At 40.9% G+C, this 19,910-nt stretch carries 15 protein-coding genes; 9 read left to right on the top strand and 6 right to left on the bottom strand.

Features of this window, described 5'->3' with window-relative positions:
- Positions 1–33: 33 nt before the first annotated feature.
- Together PKC55_RS06035 and PKC55_RS06030 are read right to left on the bottom strand one after the other, a co-directional pair.
- A complete protein-coding gene (locus tag PKC55_RS06035; RefSeq protein WP_135104623.1) occupies positions 34–2,457 on the bottom strand; it encodes a sodium-translocating pyrophosphatase in 2,424 nt (807 codons plus the stop codon).
- A gap of 425 nt (positions 2,458–2,882) precedes the next feature.
- Positions 2,883–3,644 (bottom strand): amidohydrolase, encoded by a 762-nt coding sequence (locus tag PKC55_RS06030; RefSeq protein ID WP_291127020.1) that lies wholly within the window; start codon positions 3,642–3,644, stop codon positions 2,883–2,885.
- Between the two features lie 170 nt (positions 3,645–3,814).
- On the opposite strand from PKC55_RS06030, the gene PKC55_RS06025 reads away from it, so the two are divergent.
- Together PKC55_RS06025 and PKC55_RS06020 are read left to right on the top strand one after the other, a co-directional pair.
- Complete coding sequence (locus PKC55_RS06025; RefSeq protein WP_291127022.1) at positions 3,815–4,687, top strand: AraC family transcriptional regulator; 873 nt, start codon at positions 3,815–3,817, stop codon at positions 4,685–4,687.
- A gap of 164 nt (positions 4,688–4,851) precedes the next feature.
- Positions 4,852–5,241: a YybH family protein gene (locus PKC55_RS06020; protein WP_303887733.1), complete on the top strand. Its 390-nt coding sequence runs from the start codon at positions 4,852–4,854 to the stop codon at positions 5,239–5,241.
- A 94-nt stretch (positions 5,242–5,335) separates the two neighbouring features.
- On the opposite strand, the gene PKC55_RS06015 is transcribed toward PKC55_RS06020, so the two are convergent.
- The 4 genes from PKC55_RS06015 to PKC55_RS06000 form a co-directional block, all read right to left on the bottom strand.
- Entirely contained in the window at positions 5,336–6,568 is a 1,233-nt protein-coding gene (locus PKC55_RS06015; protein WP_291127026.1) for a TlpA disulfide reductase family protein, read from the bottom strand.
- Between the two features lie 74 nt (positions 6,569–6,642).
- A complete protein-coding gene (locus PKC55_RS06010; protein WP_324372287.1) occupies positions 6,643–7,755 on the bottom strand; it encodes an Mrp/NBP35 family ATP-binding protein in 1,113 nt (370 codons plus the stop codon).
- On the bottom strand, positions 7,748–8,509 hold the full coding sequence (trmB, locus tag PKC55_RS06005) for a tRNA (guanosine(46)-N7)-methyltransferase TrmB (protein ID WP_324372285.1): 762 nt from the start codon (positions 8,507–8,509) through the stop codon (positions 7,748–7,750). Before trmB ends, PKC55_RS06010 begins: the two co-directional genes overlap by 8 nt.
- A 90-nt stretch (positions 8,510–8,599) precedes the next feature.
- On the bottom strand, positions 8,600–10,441 hold the full coding sequence (locus tag PKC55_RS06000; protein ID WP_291127011.1) for an ABC transporter ATP-binding protein: 1,842 nt from the start codon (positions 10,439–10,441) through the stop codon (positions 8,600–8,602).
- 538 nt (positions 10,442–10,979) lie between these two features.
- Between PKC55_RS06000 and PKC55_RS05995 the strand changes: the two genes are divergently transcribed.
- The 7 genes from PKC55_RS05995 (at position 10,980) to PKC55_RS05965 (ending at position 19,909) form a co-directional block, all read left to right on the top strand.
- Positions 10,980–11,549, top strand: a complete 570-nt coding sequence (locus tag PKC55_RS05995; RefSeq protein WP_135104631.1) for an RNA polymerase sigma-70 factor — start codon at positions 10,980–10,982, stop codon at positions 11,547–11,549.
- A gap of 130 nt (positions 11,550–11,679) precedes the next feature.
- Positions 11,680–12,639: a FecR family protein gene (locus tag PKC55_RS05990; protein ID WP_283686751.1), complete on the top strand. Its 960-nt coding sequence runs from the start codon at positions 11,680–11,682 to the stop codon at positions 12,637–12,639.
- Positions 12,640–12,784: 145 nt separating this feature from the next.
- Positions 12,785–16,132: a TonB-dependent receptor gene (locus PKC55_RS05985; protein WP_291127008.1), complete on the top strand. Its 3,348-nt coding sequence runs from the start codon at positions 12,785–12,787 to the stop codon at positions 16,130–16,132.
- A 48-nt stretch (positions 16,133–16,180) separates the two neighbouring features.
- Positions 16,181–17,758, top strand: coding sequence for a RagB/SusD family nutrient uptake outer membrane protein (locus PKC55_RS05980; protein WP_291028117.1), 1,578 nt, complete (start codon positions 16,181–16,183; stop codon positions 17,756–17,758).
- Between the two features lie 330 nt (positions 17,759–18,088).
- Entirely contained in the window at positions 18,089–18,514 is a 426-nt protein-coding gene (gene ruvX, locus PKC55_RS05975; RefSeq protein WP_291127006.1) for a Holliday junction resolvase RuvX, read from the top strand.
- Positions 18,515–18,521: 7 nt separating this feature from the next.
- Complete coding sequence (gene def, locus PKC55_RS05970; protein ID WP_283686754.1) at positions 18,522–19,085, top strand: peptide deformylase; 564 nt, start codon at positions 18,522–18,524, stop codon at positions 19,083–19,085.
- Positions 19,086–19,096: 11 nt separating this feature from the next.
- The gene (locus PKC55_RS05965; protein ID WP_283686755.1) at positions 19,097–19,909 is read left to right on the top strand and encodes a polysaccharide biosynthesis/export family protein; all 813 of its coding nucleotides are present in this window, start codon (positions 19,097–19,099) and stop codon (positions 19,907–19,909) included.
- The last annotated feature ends 1 nt before the right edge of the window (position 19,910 follow it).

Here is a 19,910-nt window from a genome sequence, read left to right as displayed (position 1 = left end):
TATATACAAACTTCAATATTTTACATCAAATTGTTATGCAGTCTTTATCGGAATCCTCATCCGATAGAATGAGCGCCAAACAAATACCAAGCCCAGAATTAAGAATGGTATAGCGATAAATATAGAATAATCGCTGTCAGGGTTGGAGCGCATTTCTATACAGATTTCTGTTGCCAACAGACCAAATAGGGTAGAGAACTTGATGATAGGGTTCAACGATACGGACGAGGTATCTTTAAATGGGTCGCCCACTGTATCTCCTATTACTGCCGCTTCGTGCAGAGGGGTATTCTTTTCTTTCAGGTCTACTTCTACTACTTTCTTAGCATTATCCCAGCTACCTCCCGCATTTGCCATGTAGATGGCTTGGAACAATCCGAATACGGCGATAGACACAAGGTAAGCCACAAAGAAGTTCGGATCGAGGAATGCAAACGCCAATGTAAGCGAAATAAGGGCAATAAATATGTTCCACATTCCTTTTTGTGCATATTGGGTACAAATCTTCACCACGGCGATAGAGTCCTTTATATCGGCTTCTTTTTTTGTGATGTCGAATGTGCGTTTGATGAACTCTACAGCACGGTAAGCTCCTGTGGTAACGGCTTGCATAGAAGCACCGCTAAACCAAAAGATAACAGCACCACCACAGATCAGCCCGAGAAGTACCGGAGCATCGGTTAGGGACAGTTTCAATAAACCTACTTTTTCGAGCAGTAGAATAATGGAGAATATCATCGTTGTAGCACCTACTACGGCTGTTCCGATCAATACCGGTTTAGCTGTAGCTTTAAAGGTATTACCTGCCGAGTCATTTGCTTCGAGAAAATGTTTTCCGTTTTCGAAATTAGGCGTAAAACCATATTCATTCTTTATCTCTTCAGATATATTCGGAATGCTTTCTATTTGCGACAATTCGAATACCGATTGGGCATTGTCTGTTACAGGGCCATAGCTGTCTACGGCAATGGTTACAGGGCCCATACATAAGAAACCGAATGCAACCAACCCGAATGCGAAGATAGAGGCGTGAGGGCCTAATATGGCATCCAATCCCATCTGTGCGGTAAAGAATGCACCTGTCATCAGAGCTGCGATGAGCAATCCTGTCCAGAATGCTCCGAAATAACCGGCTACAATACCCGATAGGATATTCAGTGACGGGCCTCCTTCGCGAGAAGCGGTTACAATTTCTTTCACATGTTTCGATTTGGAACTGGTAAAGAACTTCGTAAACTCAGGAATCAATACCGCAGCAAGTGTACCGCAGCTGATAATAATTGCCAATTTCCACCAAAGGCTGCCATTTGCCGGGTTGCCTGTGATTTCTACCATATCGCCTAGCAATAGGTGGCTCATAAAGAAGCTCGCAGAGATACAAAGAACAGCAGCGATAATGATGAGGCGCATTAAAGGAGATTCGAAGTCGAATTCCTTTTTATTTCCGTATAGTCTTTTCGATATAGCCTGATTGATAAAGAATGCACAGCCTGACAAGAAGTCCATCAAGAAACGCATTCCGAATATCCATACTATCAGTTTAGCCTGAATATGCGGATCTTCTACGGCTAATGTGATAAATGCAATCAGAGCAACCCCTGTTACACCGTATGTTTCGAATCCGTCGGCTGTAGGGCCTACACTGTCACCGGCATTGTCGCCCGTACAGTCGGCTATCACACCCGGATTACGAGGATCGTCTTCTTTCACCTTGAAAACAACCTTCATCAAGTCAGAACCGATGTCGGCAATCTTAGTAAAGATACCTCCGGCAATACGCAAGGCACTTGCTGCAAGCGATTCGCCAATAGCAAATCCCAAGAAACAGATACCTACTATTTCGCGAGGCACAAAAAGAAGAATAATAACCATAAGTACCAGCTCAAGAGAGATGAGGAACAGACCGACGCTCATGCCGGCCTTCAACGGTATATTAACGACATCCAACGGACGTCCTTTTAACGAAGCAAATGCGGTGCGTGCATTGGCATAGGTATTTACGCGAATACCAAACCATGCTACAGTATAAGACCCTGCCATACCCACAACCGAGAATAACAAGACTTGGATAACAACTCCGAAAGACTGCCCGATCAATCCGAAGAAGTAGATGCATAGCACAAGGGCAATCAATGCAAACAACATCAGAAGGAATTTACCTTGCTGGATCAGATATGTCCGGCAAGTGGCGTAAATAGTAGCAGCAACTTTGAGCATAGAGTCGTGAGCAGGTAATCTCTTGACCTGACGGAACAAGAGAAGACTGAAACATAATGTTCCAGCAATGATCAGTGCACCATAAAATAAAAAATCCCATGAAGTAATCGCAGTTCCAAAGATGTGGAAGGTGCCCTCATGGAGATCAGGAATCGCCAGGTCGGCTTCGCTTGCAAACGTAGATAGGTTAACACCAAGAAGCAGACCAATCAGTAGACCAACATTTTTTAGTTTTTTCATGATAAAAAATTGTATTTAGATAGACAATAACAAACATACTCTCTCCCTAAAATACCAACTGAAAATATGTTTGTTTATCAGTTTCCGCTCCGAACTAAAAATTGTTTTGAATTTACAAAATTTAATCCTTTTACTATCTATTTTTTGTTGATTTTCTTACCGTTAAAAAAACGTTTTAAGTAAAAATAACAATGGAGGAGTTAAATTAACATTTGGCTCGCCTCCATGCTTGTTTTGTGATGTTTTTTATATGTTAAACAACATATTTTGCTTAGTAATAAGCTAATTACCTTGATGAGGTGATGAATGCCTTCAAAAATTATTGTTGCTTGAGATTGTTTCGATTTAACAAATTGCAGTTGTAAGAAATAAGGATTTCTTGCGATAAACGGATGAGATGCTTCGTCTCTCCGTTTGACAAAATCTTATATTAGTTTAAATTGATCTGCGTCTTGTAACGCAGGAAATTTACTTCTAAACCTGATTAAATCCTGCATATCGATTGTTCCGCTTACAATACCTTCTTCTGCTCCGGCTTCGGCGATGGTTTTTCCCATAAAGTTATAAAGGGCTGTTCCTCCGCTGTATTGTACATAAGGGTCACTTCCCGTACGGTTTACGGCTGCTACATAACAAACGTTTTCTATGGCACGGGCTCGCACTAGGGTATTCCATGCATCCAAACGTACGGTAGGCCAGTTGGCTACATATATTATCATATCATAGTCACCCCTGTTGCGCGAATAAACAGGAAAGCGCACATCATAACATATCTGCAACAGAATGCGGAAACCGAGGTATTCTACAACGACTCTTTCTTCTCCGGCGGTGTATTCTTTATGCTCTCCCGCAAAGGTAAACAGATGGCGTTTGTTGTATGTCACATAGCTTCCGTCGGGTTTGACGAAATAAAGACGGTTGTAGTATTTTCCATTCTCTTCGGTGGCTACACTTCCTGCCAAAGCCATATTGCGGCGTAAGGCAATGGATTGCATCCACAGCAGTGTGTCTGTATCAGCCTTTTCGGCAGCACCTTTGGGCGATGTGCAAAAACCGGTGGTGAACATTTCGGGTAAAACGACAAGGTCTGTAGAATCTGATAACGAATCTATCAAATTCTCGACATGATCTCTGTTGGCTTCAGGCTTCTGCCATAGGATGTCGGTTTGCAGCAATTTAATGTTCATGTATATCAGATATTTATTTGATGATATTAGCTTCGAAGTTAAAGATTTTCTATAAAAGAAAAAAGTTACATTTTGTAAAAGTCTATTTTAATTTCAGGCAGAAATGAATTTTGCTTTTGCTTCGTATCATCTGTAACGATTTTTTGTAGATTTGTATATTGTTAAAACGAATGAAATCAATACCTCTATATAATTTTCATAAAACAAAATACGGAGAAGAACTCCTTATCGATGTTGTCAGGCTTGCGGATATACAGAAGTATATACAAAAAGATCCTGTACACACATTATCTTATTATGACATTACTTTTATAGAGAGTGATAATGTGGAGTTTGGTCTCAACAATAGCAAATACACGTTGGATCGTGGCGATGTCGTTTTCTCAAAGCCGGGAGATGTGCGTGCATGGATAAAAAGCGAAAATACGCCGGATGGCTATGCACTAATCTTTGAAGGTGAATTTCTACTTTCTTTTTTCAATGATCCGCTCTTTCTGCAAAGCCTTTCGTATTTCGGAACACAAAGAAAGATTCATAAGGTAGATATTACTGCTATAAAGGAGCGGATAGCATATCTAGTTGGCAATATAACAGCCGAAATACAAGACTATCAGTCGAAAGACAAACATATATTAAGGGCATTGCTTTATGAAATACTCATGCTCCTCGACCGTGAATACAAAAAGCAAAATGAAGTTGAAGGCGAAATGCAAGTAACGCCGAGCAGGCATGTCGACTCTTTTGTAGAAGCGGTAGATAAAGATTTCAGGGAGTTTCACGACACAGCGTATTATGCCGACAAGCTGTGTATAACACCCAATTATCTGAATGCAATCGTGAAAAAGGCGATGGGTGTAAATGCAAAGCTTTATATTCAGAATAAGATACTTGCGGAAGCAAAAAAGAAGCTGGCCTATTCCAGTTTGTCTGTATCTGAAATAGCCGAGCATCTTAATTTTGAGACATCTTCTTATTTTATTCGCTTTTTTAGAAAATATACCCACTCTACACCGCTGCAATATCGCAATAGTGAAAAACGTTGAAAAGTGCTATTTTCTCCGTAGTTTATATCCTGATAAATAGGTAAACGATCTCTATTTTTGTCTAATAAATATCTCTTTTATTAAAATGAGTCGGGAGTCTTTCTTACACTCAGAATGACAGAGAAGCGAAATGATAAAGAATACATAATCTAATAATAAAAAACATGGATAAAGAAATCATCAAGAACAAGATCATCGAAATGGAAGTTGCTGCTTTGGAATTGTGGAACAAAGGGAACCCTGACGGTTATCTGGCTATTTACTCTCCTGACTTTACTTATTTTGATCCGTATCAAGAAAAAAGGCTTGACGGCTTTGAGAGAATAAAAGAGTTGTATGAGAGTATGAGAAATAATTTTCAGGTAGAGCGTTACGAAATGATAGACCCTGTGGTGCAAGTATATCCGCAAACGGCTGTACTGACATATAATCTGATTTCTTATTCCGGCGAAGAGCTTTACCGATGGAATTGTACCGAAGTGTATCAATTGAACGACAAGGCTGAGTGGAAAATAATCCATAACCACTGGTCGCTGATAAAACCGTTGGGGTAATAATATTTCTAGTCCTCCTGAGTGTAGCGATAATCTTTGAGATTCTTCGCTCCGCTCAGGAAGACAAAGAAGATAGACTTTTTATAGTTTACGTTTATTTTTTTAGTAAGAGTTTTTCCAGCATTGCACTTATCTCCTTATCATTTTCCTCACTCGTTCCTTTCCATTTTCCTATTATTATTCCATTCTGGTCGATAAGTAAATAGGTTGGAAAAGAGTCAATATAATATTTGTTTTTTACATCTTCTTTATTTGTATTCCCTTTTGCTGATTCTTCGAGATTTTGTACATCTAATATTTGAGGCCAGTCTTTCAAATTATGCTTTTCTACTGCATCTAGATAGGGCTCTTTTTTTGATTCTGATGCTATACCAATGATGGTAAGGCCTTTTTTATTGTATTTTTTGTGTATCTCTTTCAGAAACGGAATACCTTGCAGGCAAGGCCTGCACCAGCTACCCCAAAAATCGAGTAGCACATAAGATTTTCCTCTATAATCGGACAATCTTACCGTATCCCCACTAATAAGACTATAAGTAGAAAAGTCTACGGCTTTTTGCCCAATATTTGTTGTTTCTTTCAGAGCTTTTTCATCATCAATATCTTGTATCTGTTTCAGGGCGAGGAGTCCGAGTTGCGATTTTTTTACCTTGGCAGAGAGTTCATTATACAATAGTTTTGCACTGTCCGTAGGAGAATCATAGACTTCGGCTCGCTTTATAATGTAAAGCAGTTGTCCCGCCGCTATAAATGAATTAGGATGATTTTTTATATATTCTATATTTATCTTCTCTAATTTATTATTGAGAAGCAGTCTGATTGGATCTAGTTTCTCTCTCTCTTCTTGAAATACTTTGAAATTCTCTTCATTTGGGTTCTTCTCAAGCTGTCGCACCAATGGTTCAATCTTGTCATAGACTAAAACTCTGAGGCTGTCTTCCAAACTAGCTATTTGCTGTTTCAAAGGTTGGTATTCTTTTTCCGAATCGGTTCCTGTCAGCTTATAATCGAATAAGTTTTTGGCAGATAGGGATAATTCCATCTGTTTGGGTTCTATGTATATAGATATGGCATGAAATGTATTAAATATAAGATCGGCTTTAGTCAAATCATTTATATGCAAATCGAATGAAAACTTTCCGTCAATTATAGAACAGGTATCCTCGATATGCCTCCATTTGTCATTCTCAAGAGTCCAGTATGAAATGGTAACAATATCGGAGATTGGATTGTCAATTTTGCCTACCAAAGTAGCTTCTTGCTTAGAAGAGGTGCAGGCGGAAAAAAATAGTCCGCAAAAAAAGATAAGGTATAAGAGTTTTCTCATGATAATAAATAATTAAAGCCTTACATAGCTCTAAATGTAAGGCTTTATTTGAAAATAAATAAATATTTCTTTTTTTATCTATTATGTATTTCTACTTTTTGAGTAGGGGCTTTTTCTACATTACGTTTCTCTACCGAGCTGATAAAGTTATCGGCAAGATGCGCAAATGCCATTCCCGTGATCGTATTTTCGTTCAATGCTACAGGCACACCCTTGTCACCACCTTCGCAAATGCTTTGTACGATAGGTATTTGTCCTAGTAATGGTACATTCATTTCTTCCGCCAGATTTTTTGCACCTTCTTTGCCGAAGATGAAATACTTGTTTTCAGGCAGTTCGGCAGGAGTAAACCATGCCATGTTCTCTACCAGCCCGAGGATAGGCACATCTACCTTTTCGTTGGTAAACATATTGATTCCCTTGCGGGCATCAGCAAGCGCAACTTGCTGAGGGGTGCTGACCACTACCGCACCGGTTATTGCAAGCGTTTGCACCAGTGTGAGGTGAATGTCGCTTGTTCCGGGTGGGAAGTCGATAAGGAAATAATCGAGTTCGCCCCAGTTGCCGTCGTTTATCAATTGCTTCAATGCATTCCCTGCCATTGCTCCACGCCATACCACAGCGTCGTCTCTGTTGACAAAGAAACCTATCGAAAGCATTTTTACGCCATACTTTTCTATCGGAACGATGTATTCTTTTCCATCAATCGGTTCAAGAAACGGGCGAGCTTCTTCTTCGTCAAACATTTTGGGTAACGAAGGCCCGAAGATATCGGCATCGAGCAAGCCCACTTTGTAGCCTTTCTTGGCAAGGGCAACCGCCAGATTTACCGATACGGTGCTTTTGCCTACACCGCCTTTCCCGGACGATATGGCAATTATATTTTTTACCTGAGGCAGAGCTTTCACCGGTTTGGGTGCTTCTACCTGTTGGGTTTTTACTTCAATATTTCCTTTTATGTCGACATTGGGGTCGACGTAAGTCAGGATAGCTGTTTCGGCAGCTTTCACTATCGATTTGATAAACGGGTCATTCGCTTTTTCGAAAAGTAGAGAAAAGCTTACTTTCATTCCGTCGATGTGGATATCGTCAGACACAAATCCCATTTCTACGATATCCTTCCCTGTGCCGGGATAACGCACATTGCGCAGTGCGTCGATAATTAATTTAGGATATATATTAGCCATTTTTAGTTGATTGATTTAATATATTACTTCGCCCAAAGCTGCGATAGTCGTCTTTTTCGATCTCTATGTCGGGTTCTATCCAGTGGTCGCGATGTTGACATTCAAATTTTATATACTTGATATTTAAACCCCTTGCCAGCCATTGTTGTTCATAGTAGGTTTGTATTTTAAGTATATCGTCCACAAGCTGAGAGTGATACAGATCGTCCGTTTCGAACAGTACAGGCAAAGCGTTTACTTTCACCATCTCGCTGGTGTAGGTATACATAAAGTTGCTGTCTGTTTTGAGATGTACAATACCCTTGTCGGACAAAATCTCACGGTACAGCTTCATAAAGCGGGTAGAGGTCATCCGCTTGTTTACCTTGCTCATTTGTGGGTCGGGGAAGGTGATCCATATTTCCGATACTTCGCCCGCTGCAAAGAAGTGCGTTATCAGTTCGATGTGCGTGCGCAAGAATGCTACATTCTGCATACCGACTTCGATAGACTGCTTTGCCCCTGTCCACATGCGTGCACCTTTTATATCTACTCCTATGAAATTCTTATTTGGATACAGCTTTGCAAGCCCTACGGTGTATTCGCCTTTGCCACAGCCCAGTTCGAGGACTATCGGGTTATCGTTTTTGAAGAAAAGCGAGTTCCACTTTCCTTTCATCTCAAATCCTTTTTCCTGCAAAACGGCAAACGGATATTGGAATACGTGCGGGTATTCCTCCATGTTGGCAAATTTGGCAAGCTTATTTTTTCCCATTGATTATTAATTAATAATTGATAAATGTGCCGATGTGCCAATGGTATAAGAAATCAAAATTGGCAATAGGCATATTTTCACATTGGCATATCAAAACTGCTGCATGTCGCACAGTTTACGGTAGTAGCCATTCTTTTCGAAAAGCTCGTCGTGATGTCCACGTTCTACAATTTCGCCTTCGTGCATCACACATATTTCGTCCGCATTCTTTATTGTAGAAAGGCGGTGAGCGATAACCAGCGTGGTGCGGTTCTTCATCAGGTTGTCGAGAGCATCCTGCACCAGACGTTCCGATTCGGTGTCGAGTGCCGATGTGGCTTCGTCGAGAATCAGTATCTGAGGGTTCTTTAGGATGGCACGAGCTATACTGATGCGTTGGCGTTGACCGCCCGACAGTTTGCTGCCCCGGTCGCCTATATTTGTGTTGTATCCATCTTCGGTGGCAATGATAAAGTCGTGGGCATTGGCTATTTTGGCTGCCTCTACCACTCTTTCCATTGTGGCATCATCTACGCCAAAAGCAATGTTGTTGTAGAATGTATCGTTGAAAAGGATTGCTTCCTGATTTACATTACCCATCAGCGAGCGGAGGTCGTGTATATCGGCATCCTTGATGTTTACATCGTCGATATAGATACCTCCCTTGTTTACGTCATAAAAACGGGGTAGGAGGTCTGCCATCGTCGATTTGCCCGAGCCCGATTGTCCCACAAGGGCAACTGTTTTCCCTTTAGGTATGGTGAGGCTTACATTCTTGATGACCCAATGGCTGGTTTCGTATTTGAATTCTACATTTCTGTAGGTGATCGATTCGTTTAGCGATACTGGTTTCGGATTAGCCGGATTTTTAATGTTGTTCTCTGCTTTCAGTATCTTGTCGATACGTTCAACCGAAGCCATCCCTTTTTGTATGGCATAAACCGATTTGGATAGGTCTTTGGCCGGATTGATGATCAGATAAAATATAGTCAGGTAATAAATAAACTTCGATGCGTCCATCGATCCCGATCCGTCTAATATAAGTGTTCCTCCAAACCAGAGTACACAAACCACTGCAATCGTTCCCAAGAATTCGCTCATGGGGTGTGCCATCTGTTGGCGGCGAGCGATCTTGTTCGACATGTTTCTGAAAATATTGTTAGACGAGTCGAAACGGGTTTTCATTTTCGGCTCGGCATTGAATGCTTTGATGATACGCAATCCGCCCAGCGTTTCTTCTATCTGCGAAACAAGGCTTCCCCATTGGTTTTGTGCTGTCACCGACCTGCGTTTGAGGCTTTTGCCTACCTTGCCCATAATGTATCCGGCTATAGGTAATAGTATCAATACGAAGATGGTAAGTTCCCAACTGATAAAAAGCATTGTACCCAGATATACGAGTATCATGATCGGGTTTTTGGTAACCATATCGAGCGAACTCATCACCGAGTTTTCCACCTCGTTTACATCCCCTGTCATACGTGCAATAATATCGCCTTTGCGTTCTCCCGAGAAGAAACCGAGAGGCAGCGATAGTATTTTGTCGTTTATCTGTTTGCGGATATCCCGTACCACGCCTGTGCGTACATCTACAATATAGTGAGCACTGAGGTAGGTGGCGCCGGTTTTGAATAAGGTCATTACCACAAGGGTTAGCCCCAAGCCAAGCAATACTGCTCCGCCCGAGTGTGTGGCCATCATATCCGAGAGGTATGCGTAGAAGTTGTTTTCAAGAACCTTATAGTTGAGCATCGTGCTGATGCTTGAAGTATCCACAGGCATGTATTCGTATACCTTTTCGTCTACCTTAAACAATATACGGAGTATAGGTACTATCAGCGCAAAAGAAAATACATTGAGGATAGCACTCAGTATGTTGAACACAAGATTTAGTACTACTTGCCTTTTGTATGGAGGTACAAACCTCCTTATCAGTGTTATAAAGTCTTTCATCAGAAAGTTTTTGGGTGAAAAAATGTCGGGGTTTACGTCCCGGCGAAAAACGGCTGCAAGTTAGCCATAATTCTTTATTTATAGAATAGCTTTCAGGTATTTTAGATAATTGGCATATATGTTGTTTTAATGGAAATGTTTTGTGATATTTGACACTTAATTGGGTGAAGCAAGGCAAATATAGAGTATGGTAATGATATACGGTACGCAGCAGTTGTGCCGACTCTTTTTATTGTGAGATTTTGTGTTAGTATTTCCGTTGTGAAAGATTTACAAAAAAATGTAATCTTACAGTTAATATTTTAAGAGTCTGTTTGAATTTTGCTCGTTCCAATTTTTAGAACTATTTTCAGGATGATTTATTCTTTTGAGAAACGATAATAGCAGGCTATTAAAGTTGAACAAAAGGATAAAGGGGACAAAAAGAGACTAAAAATGAACGAAGAAAATCGGAGAAATATTCATAGAAAAATATTCGTGGAAAATTTAAACAGGTTCTAAATAGTTCCTACTTTTGTATTGTCTAAATGATGTATGAATGGTTAACCCTGTAAATCCAAAGTTTAATAGTTTTTTCACTAAATACTATAACCGCTTTGTTCGTTTTGCTAATTCGTATGTACGTAGTATGGATGTTGCAGAAGACCTCACCACAGAGGCCTTCATGATTTATTGGGACAATAAGGATAGCCTGAGTGCAGATTCTAATATAGAGGCATATATATTGACGATAATAAAAAACAAATGCCTCAACTACCTCAAACAAACAGAACGCAGAAGCCAGATACTTACCGATATGGGTAGCTACGCCCAATGGGAGCTCGATGTGCGTATCAGTTCGTTGGAAGCATGCGACCCCGAAGAGATATTCTCCGAAGAGATACAGCAGATTGTGAGAGATACACTGGCCAAACTACCACAGCGAACAATCGATATATTTGTTGAGAGCCGTTACAAAGAAAAATCGCATAAAGAAATAGCCGAAATGTTTGGCATTACTACTAAAGGAGTTGAATTCCACATCTCAAAAGCCTTGAGCTTGCTTCGACTAAACCTGAAAGATTACCTTTCGGCGTGGATAGCACTTTTCTTTATTCTGAATAAGTAGCTCTTGTTTATAACCGAATTTTATTTTTAATATTTGTTAACAATATTTTGACTAGGGATGTACTGCCTTCGGTTGTTATTCTTATACACGACATTCTTATAGAAAAAATATAAATAGTCGCAAAAAGTAAATGGATTCAGAATTGTTATTTAGGTTTTTTGAAGGTTTAACTACTGATAGTGAAGACCAAACAATAAAAGAATGGTTTGATGCATCGCCTCAGAATCAGGAGCAGTTTTATCAGGAGAGAAAACTTTTTGATGCCTTGATCTTGCATCACGATCAAAGCAGCATCACTGCCGATAGTAGCATATTGGTAGAAGAACCGTCGACAGACCGTAAACGAATACTGTTCGGTACATTTATGAAAGTGGCGGCTGTTATTGCTATCTTGCTTATGAGCGGATTGCTGTACATGCAAATAAAAAACAGTAATGAAGACTATGGAATGCAGTCTATCAGTGTTCCTGCCGGGCAATATGTAAACCTTTCTTTGCCCGATGGTACACAAGTATGGCTCAATGCCCGTACCAAAATAGAATATCCGGTCTCTTTCAATAAAAAACAACGTATCGTAAAGCTCGACGGGCAAGCCTATTTTGAGGTGGTGCACAACGAGGATAAACCCTTTATAGTAGAAACATCGAAAGGAAATGTGAGTGTACTGGGAACCAAGTTTGATGTGATGGCGTATTCGGGTGAAGACGATTTCGTGGCCACACTGATGGATGGTAAGGTAAAAGTAGATCTTACGTCCGACCCTAGCCAGTCGTTGATCCTCAGCCCCAACACCAGAGCCGTTTTGAGAGATGGTAAGCTCGAGGTTTCGGGTATCGAAGATTATGATGCCTACCGATGGAAAGAGGGTTTGATCAGCTTCAACAATGCATCTTTTGGCAGCATTATGCGCGACTTTGAAAAAATATACGGACTAAAAATCAATATAGAGAATACGCACGTAGGCAAATATTCGTACACCGGTAAGTTCCGTTTTGTAGACGGCATCGACTATGCGTTACGGGTTTTGCAAAGAGATATAAAATTTGAATACCAAAGGGATCCTGAGACCCATATCATTAATATCAAGTAAAAATACAATCACTCTAAAATGTAAGCCAATGAAAAATACCTGATCGTAACAAAAAGTGCCAAAAAATGCTGCAACATTTTTTGGCACGTGAAACCAATACAGTTTTAATAAAAAAGAGTATCAATCTCATTAACAAAACAAATCTATGAAAAATAATGATTTGAAGGATGTTTTTTATTTAAAATATCCGGAATTAAAACAATTGACAAAAATCATGAGGGTTTTTATTTTATGTCTATTATGCAGCATCCAATTTCTATTTGCTGAAAACTCTTACTCTCAGAGTGCAAGAGTGACAATGAACCTGAAAAATGTTAAGTTAGCCAAAGTCTTAAACGAAATCGAAAGCCAAACCAGCTATTTGTTTATTTATAACAACAAGGTTGGTGTAGATCAGACAACGACTGTGAACGTAAAAGACAAGCCCACTGCGGAGGTGCTTGATCATGTGTTGAAGAATACAAATATCAGCTATAGCATGGAAGGTGCGCATATTATCCTTTCGGCGAATGCAAATACCAAAGAAACCGGTGCAACTCAGCAAGACAGGTTGGTAACAGGTACTATAAAGGATAAGAATGGCGAACCGCTTATCGGGGTTAGTGTAGCCATAAAAGGTACTTCTACAGGTACAATGACCGACATTGACGGTAATTTCTCGATAAAAGTTCCTGCAGGAAAAACGTTGGAAGTAACTTATATTGGTTATGTTTCGCAAACGCTGAATGTAGGAAATCAAACTTCGTTCGACGTAGTATTGAAAGAAAGCGACGTGAACCTTGACGAAGTGGTGGTAACCGCTTTGGGTATCAAGAGAGCACAAAAAGCATTGAGCTACAATGTACAAGAAATAAAAGGCGATCAGCTTACAGGTGTAAAAGATGTAAACCTGATGAACTCCCTGTCGGGTAAAGTTGCCGGTGTAAACATCAATGCATCTGCTGCCGGTATCGGTGGAGCTACACGTGTGGTAATGCGTGGATCTAAATCTATAACAAAGGATAACAACGCATTGTACGTGATAGACGGTGTGCCTATCTTCAACGCTAATAAGGGCGGATTGAATCAGAACAATGAGTATGCCGATCAGCCTCGTGGAGAGGGAATCTCAGACCTCAACCCCGACGATATCGAAAGCATGTCGGTGCTTACAGGTCCTGCCGCTGCTGCCCTTTACGGGTCTAACGCTGCAAATGGTGCGATTGTGATCACAACCAAAAAAGGAGCAACAGGTAAACCAAAAGTGACAATATCGAACCAGACTACATTCTCTCGTCCGTTTGTGATGCCTGATTTCCAAAACAAATATGGAAACAAAACAGGTGAGTATAAGAGCTGGGGCGATGTGCAAAACAAATACACTTACAATCCTTCAGACTTTTTCGATACAGGTGCTACTTCCCAAACATCGGCTACACTGTCGGTAGGTACAGACAAGAATCAGACATTTATGTCGTTGGGTTCTACTAAAGCCAATGGTATAATACCTGAAAACGATTATATGAAATACAATGCAACGTTGAGGAATACAACTAAATTCTTGAACGATAAAATGATCCTCGATTTCGGCTTTAGCTATATCAAGCAAAAAGACCAGAATATGATGGCTCAGGGACAATATTACAATCCGCTTACTGCAATATATACGTATCCGAGAGGTGAAGACTTCAGCTATGCTAAAAACTATGAATTATATAGCGATGCATTGGGATACAACGTACAACAGTGGAAGTTTGGAGACCAAGGCTTAGGGATGCAAAATCCATATTGGATTATCAACCGCAACAGAATGGTAAACAAGCGTGACCGTTATATGATGAACGTCAACCTGCAATACAATATCTTCGACTGGATGAATGTAATGGGACGTGCACGTCTCGACAATTCGCAGAATAACTTCACTCAGAAGAATTATGCTTCTACTCACCAATTGTTTGCATCCGAAACAGGACGTTTCAAGTCTACAAAAGAAGACTATAAGCAAGCGTATGCCGACTTGTTGTTAAACATCAACAAGTACTTCGGCAGCTACTCTTTGTCTGCCAATATCGGTACAAGTATCTCTGATATGCGTTCCGACGAAAGTGGCGTAGATGGTGCATCGTTGATGATCCCTAACTTCTTTGCGATAACAAATATCGACAAGAATGCTCCTAAAACCAGATTGATACAAGATGGCTGGCACGAACAAACTCAGTCGGTATTCGCCAATGTGGAACTAGGCTGGAAGAGTATGTTATACCTTACATTGACAGGTCGTAACGACTGGGCTTCTGCTCTTGCAAATACAAGCAACAGCTCATTCTTCTATCCATCAGTAGGGGTTTCGGGTGTGGTATCCGAAATGGTGAAATTACCAAGCTTTATTTCGTACATGAAAGTACGTGGGTCTTACTCTTCGGTAGGTTCTGCTATTCCTCGCAACCTGTCTATCCCGACATACGAATATGACGAGCAGGGCGGTTTCTGGAAAACCAACACATATATGCCGATTACAGACCTTAAACCTGAAAGAACAGGATCGTGGGAAGCCGGATTGAGCTCTAAATTCTGGGGTAACAGAGTAAGCTTCGACATGACATGGTACAAGTCTAATACCAAAAATCAGACGCTTAAAGTACCGGTATCACCTACTACAGGATACACATCGATGTATATACAAACAGGTAATGTAGAAAACCAAGGTGTGGAAATCACATTGGGAGCCGACAACAAATGGGGTAACTTCAACTGGAACTCTACATTTACTGCCAGCTACAACAAAAATACGATTAAGCAGCTCGGTAAATATGCTGATCCTGTTACTGGTGAAATGGTTACACTTGAGTCTATTTCTCAGGGCGGTATCGGAGCTTCAGAATTCCGTTTGATGGCAGGCGGTACAATGGGTGACTTCTATGTTAAGAAAAAATTGAAATATGATGATAAAGGCGCTGTCGTTCTGAACGAAAACGGTAGTCCTGAACTCGAAAATACAATGGATAAAGTGGGCTCGGTGCTTCCAAAATGGAACCTAGGCTTTAGAAACGACTTCAGATGGAAAGATATCAATTTCGGATTCCTCGTATCGGCACGTTTGGGCGGTATCGTTGTTTCTCCTACACAGGCTATTTTGGACGGATTTGGTGTAACTAAAGCTACTGCCGTTGCCAGAGACAATGGAGGCGTAATGATCGGTAATACGAAGATCGACCCTTACAAATACTATTCTGTAACAGGACAAACCGAAGGCTTATTGTCAGATTATATCTACAAAGCCACCAACGTTCGTTTGCAAGAAGTATCGGTAGGTTATACCCTGCCTAGTAAATGGTTCAACGATGTAATGAAAGTAAATGTATCGTTCGTAGGGCGCAACTTGTGGATGATCTACAACAAAGCACCTTTCGATCCTGAAGCAACAGCTTCTACCGGAACTTACTTCCAGGGTATCGACTACTTTATGCAGCCAAGTCTTCGCAATTTGGGATTCAGCGTTAAGGTAGAGTTCTAATATTAATTCATTACGATTATTGTTCATACAATATTAAAAGTTAAAATTATGAATAACAATATATTTCAAAAGATAAAAACAGGACTTGCTTCAGCACTGTTGTGCTCACTTGTTTTGGTATCATGTACCGACAACTTCGAAGACATGAACAGAAATCCTGCTCAACCTACCGACAAGGAAATCCTTGAAGGTTACTACAAGCTGGGTGCATTTTTCCCTCAGATGCTCAATTATGCGTACCCTGCACAGGAAAATGCTTATCAGATGGGCGAAAACCTTATCGGTGACCCATACGGACGTTATCTGTCTATTGCAAATACATGGTCTTCAAACTTCTCTACTTTCAATGCACCTGCCGGATGGATCAACTCTCCGTTTAAGGATGCTTTCGAAAAAGTATACGGAGGATGGACACAAGTGAAGGAGCAAACCAAAGGTGAAGGACCTCTTTATGCATGGGCTCAGATATTGCGTGTTACATCTATGCAACGTATCACAGACCTGTACGGACCTATCCCTTACTCCAAAGTGGGTGGTGGAAGCCTTGGTTCGGCTTACGACAGTCAGGAAGATGTATACAAAAATATGCTTACCGATCTGGATGCTGCTATTGCCGAGCTTACAACATTTGTTGCTGCCAACCCGAACTATACGGCGATGGCTAAGTTTGACAAAGTATATAGCGGAGATTTTACCAAATGGATAAAATATGCCAACTCGCTCAAGCTTCGTATGGCAATGCGTATCGTATATGCAAATCCTGAACTTGCTAAACAAAAAGCAGAAGAAGCCGTAAAACATACGTTGGGAGTAATTGTAAGCAATAATGATATTGCACAGAATGCATTCCCTCAAAATCCAATCTGGACAGTAACGACATCATGGGGCGACTCGCGAGCTTGTGCCGATATTATCGCCTATCTGTCGGGCTATAGCGATCCCCGTTTGTCCAGATATTTTACAAAAAGTCAGGTGGCAAATGGTCCTGAATATCTTGGTTTGAGAACAGGTATTGCTGTTCCGGGAAAAGACTGGGCCGATAAATATTCGTCTGCTACTTATACCCAAACAGCACCAACGCTGTGGCTTCCTGCTTCGGAAGTAGCATTCCTAAGAGCCGAAGGAGCACTAAGAGGCTGGGATATGGGTGGTACAGCTAAAGAACTTTATGAAGAAGGCGTTAAGCTGTCATTCTCTCAGTGGTTGGCAAGCGGAGCCGATGCATACCTGCAAGATGCAGTAAGCAAACCGGGCGACTACAATGATCCTGATCCTGCGTTGGCAGCAAAAGCCATAAGCACGATTACAATAAAATGGAATGATGCAGATCCGTTCGAAACCAAATTGGAGAGAGTTATCACTCAGAAGTGGATTGCAATGTATCCGCTGGGACAAGAAGCATGGAGCGAACAACGCCGTACCGGATATCCACGTTTCTTCCCTGTATTGTTAAATTCGAATACCGATGCAAATCTGAAAACAAGATTCGCTTCTCGTATTCCGTTCCCGCCTGATGAGCAGAACAATAATACACAGAACTACAACGAGGCTGTGAAACTGCTAGGCGGACAAGATAACTATAGTACAAAACTATGGTGGGATAAGAACCCGAACAAAGGATGGTAAAAGGTAAAAGAAAGATGATTGCCCTTTTATATGTAAATGCCCGTTTCGGCATCTGATAGATTTAATATTGGATTTCGGATTAGTACAGGCAGTAAGACTCGTTCTTGCTGCCTGTATATATTTTAAGAAAGACTTGTATTGTTACGATTTGCATGCCGACCGAAAACAATTGTTGTTTCATGATGTTACAAATGTAGAGATGATTGATTAGTCGGTATCAAAATTATGCTCCCCAAAAGATGAAGCAGTCAAAAGAAATGACACGCTTATTATATTTACTTCTTTATATTAGAGGGAAATAAATATTTTTTCTACCTTTGCCGAAATAATATGGGAAGATATTTAGCTCTGGATTATGGAACAAAGCGGACAGGTATCGCAGTATCGGATACACTTAAGATAATAGCTAACGGACTGACTACCGTGCCCACCCATACTCTTTTGGATTATCTGAAAACATATTTGCAGAAAGAAGATGTAGAGCGCATCATTGTGGGTTTGCCAAAACAAATGAATAACGAATATTCGGAGAACATGAAGCACATCCGTCCATTTGTTAAGAAGTTGCAATCTCTCTATCCCGATATGCAGATAGAATATTATGATGAGCGGTTCACTTCAGTCTTGGCACACAAAACAATGCTGGACGCAGGATTAAAGAAAACAGACAGACAGAACAAAAGCCTTGTAGACGAGATCAGTGCAACTATTATACTGCAAGGGTACATGGAAAGTTTACGATTACAAAGCAAATAATTAAACAATGATATTACCAATATACTTATACGGACATCCGGTGCTTAGGAAAGTCGGAGAAGATATTACAAAAGATTACCCAAATCTGGAGACGCTTATCGGCAATATGTTCGAAACCATGTACAATGCCGATGGCATCGGACTGGCAGCACCTCAGATAGGATTGGCTATTCGCCTTTTTGTGATAGACCTCGAGCCGCTGGCCGAAGATGAACCCAAATACGCAGGATTTAAAAAAGTGTTTATCAATCCTCGGATAGTAGAAGAGTCAGGCGAGCCTGTGAAGTTGGAAGAAGGATGCCTCAGCATACCGGGAATCAATGAAATGGTGGAGCGTAAAGAGAGAATCCGCATTCAGTATCTCGACGAAAATTTTGTAGCTCACGACGAGGTGTATGAGGATTTCTTCGCACGTTGCATTCAGCACGAATACGACCATATAGAAGGCGTACTGTTTGTAGACCTTATCTCGGGAATCAGAAAACAATTGATAAAATCTAAATTAAATAACCTACTAAAGGGGAGGACAAATTGCCGATATAGAGTAAAACCGGTGCAAACAAAAAACTAAGACCTGTTATTATGAAAAGTGTGATCAAGGTATTTATAATACTTGTTTCTATTTTTTACAGTCTTAGCTCTTGTGTAACAAACAAGGACACAGACTTTTTACAAGACATAAAACTTAAATATCCCGAAACGTCAGTCAAGCCCGATCAATATCGTGTGATACCGGGCGACCAACTCAGCATTGTTGTATATGCATGGGATGAACAAACCAAAGCCATGTTTTCGGCTTATACCCCTCGTTTTTCGGGGCAAGGTATCAGCGAGCGTACAGGTGTAGACGCTTACTCGCAGACAAGAGGTCTCGATGATGCAGCCGGAGTACCTCCTGTAACCGTATATGCCGACGGAACGATAACATTTCCCTACATCGGTAAGGTGTATGTGCAAGGGCAAACGATGCTCGAAATAAGGAATGTTATATCCAACAAGCTGAATGCCTATGCCGACGGAACTACTGCCGAAGTGTCTCTCTACAACAGATACTTCAGCATACTTGGCGAAGCGGGGGCAAACCGCATACATATGCCCAGTACCACTATGACTATCTATCAGGCTCTCTCTATAGCCAGCACGATAGGGGCATACGCCGACAGATCGAAAGTGAGCATTATCCGCCAGACGGAAACAGGCTCTACCGTAAAAACATTCGACCTCCGAAGCAAGGATATCATAGATTCGGAATATTACTATATACAGCCCAACGATGTGTTGTATATCCCTCAGATGAAACGTAAGTTTCTTGGTACAACCACTTCTTTTGCCGGTTTGTTCGGTTTGCTGACATCAGTGGCCGGGGTTATTGTATTTACACTTAGAGTATTTTGAT

The organism is Dysgonomonas sp. (assembly GCF_035323175.1).
In the GTDB taxonomy this organism is placed as follows: domain Bacteria; phylum Bacteroidota; class Bacteroidia; order Bacteroidales; family Dysgonomonadaceae; genus Dysgonomonas.
This window is presented reverse-complemented; position numbering and strand designations above follow the sequence as displayed.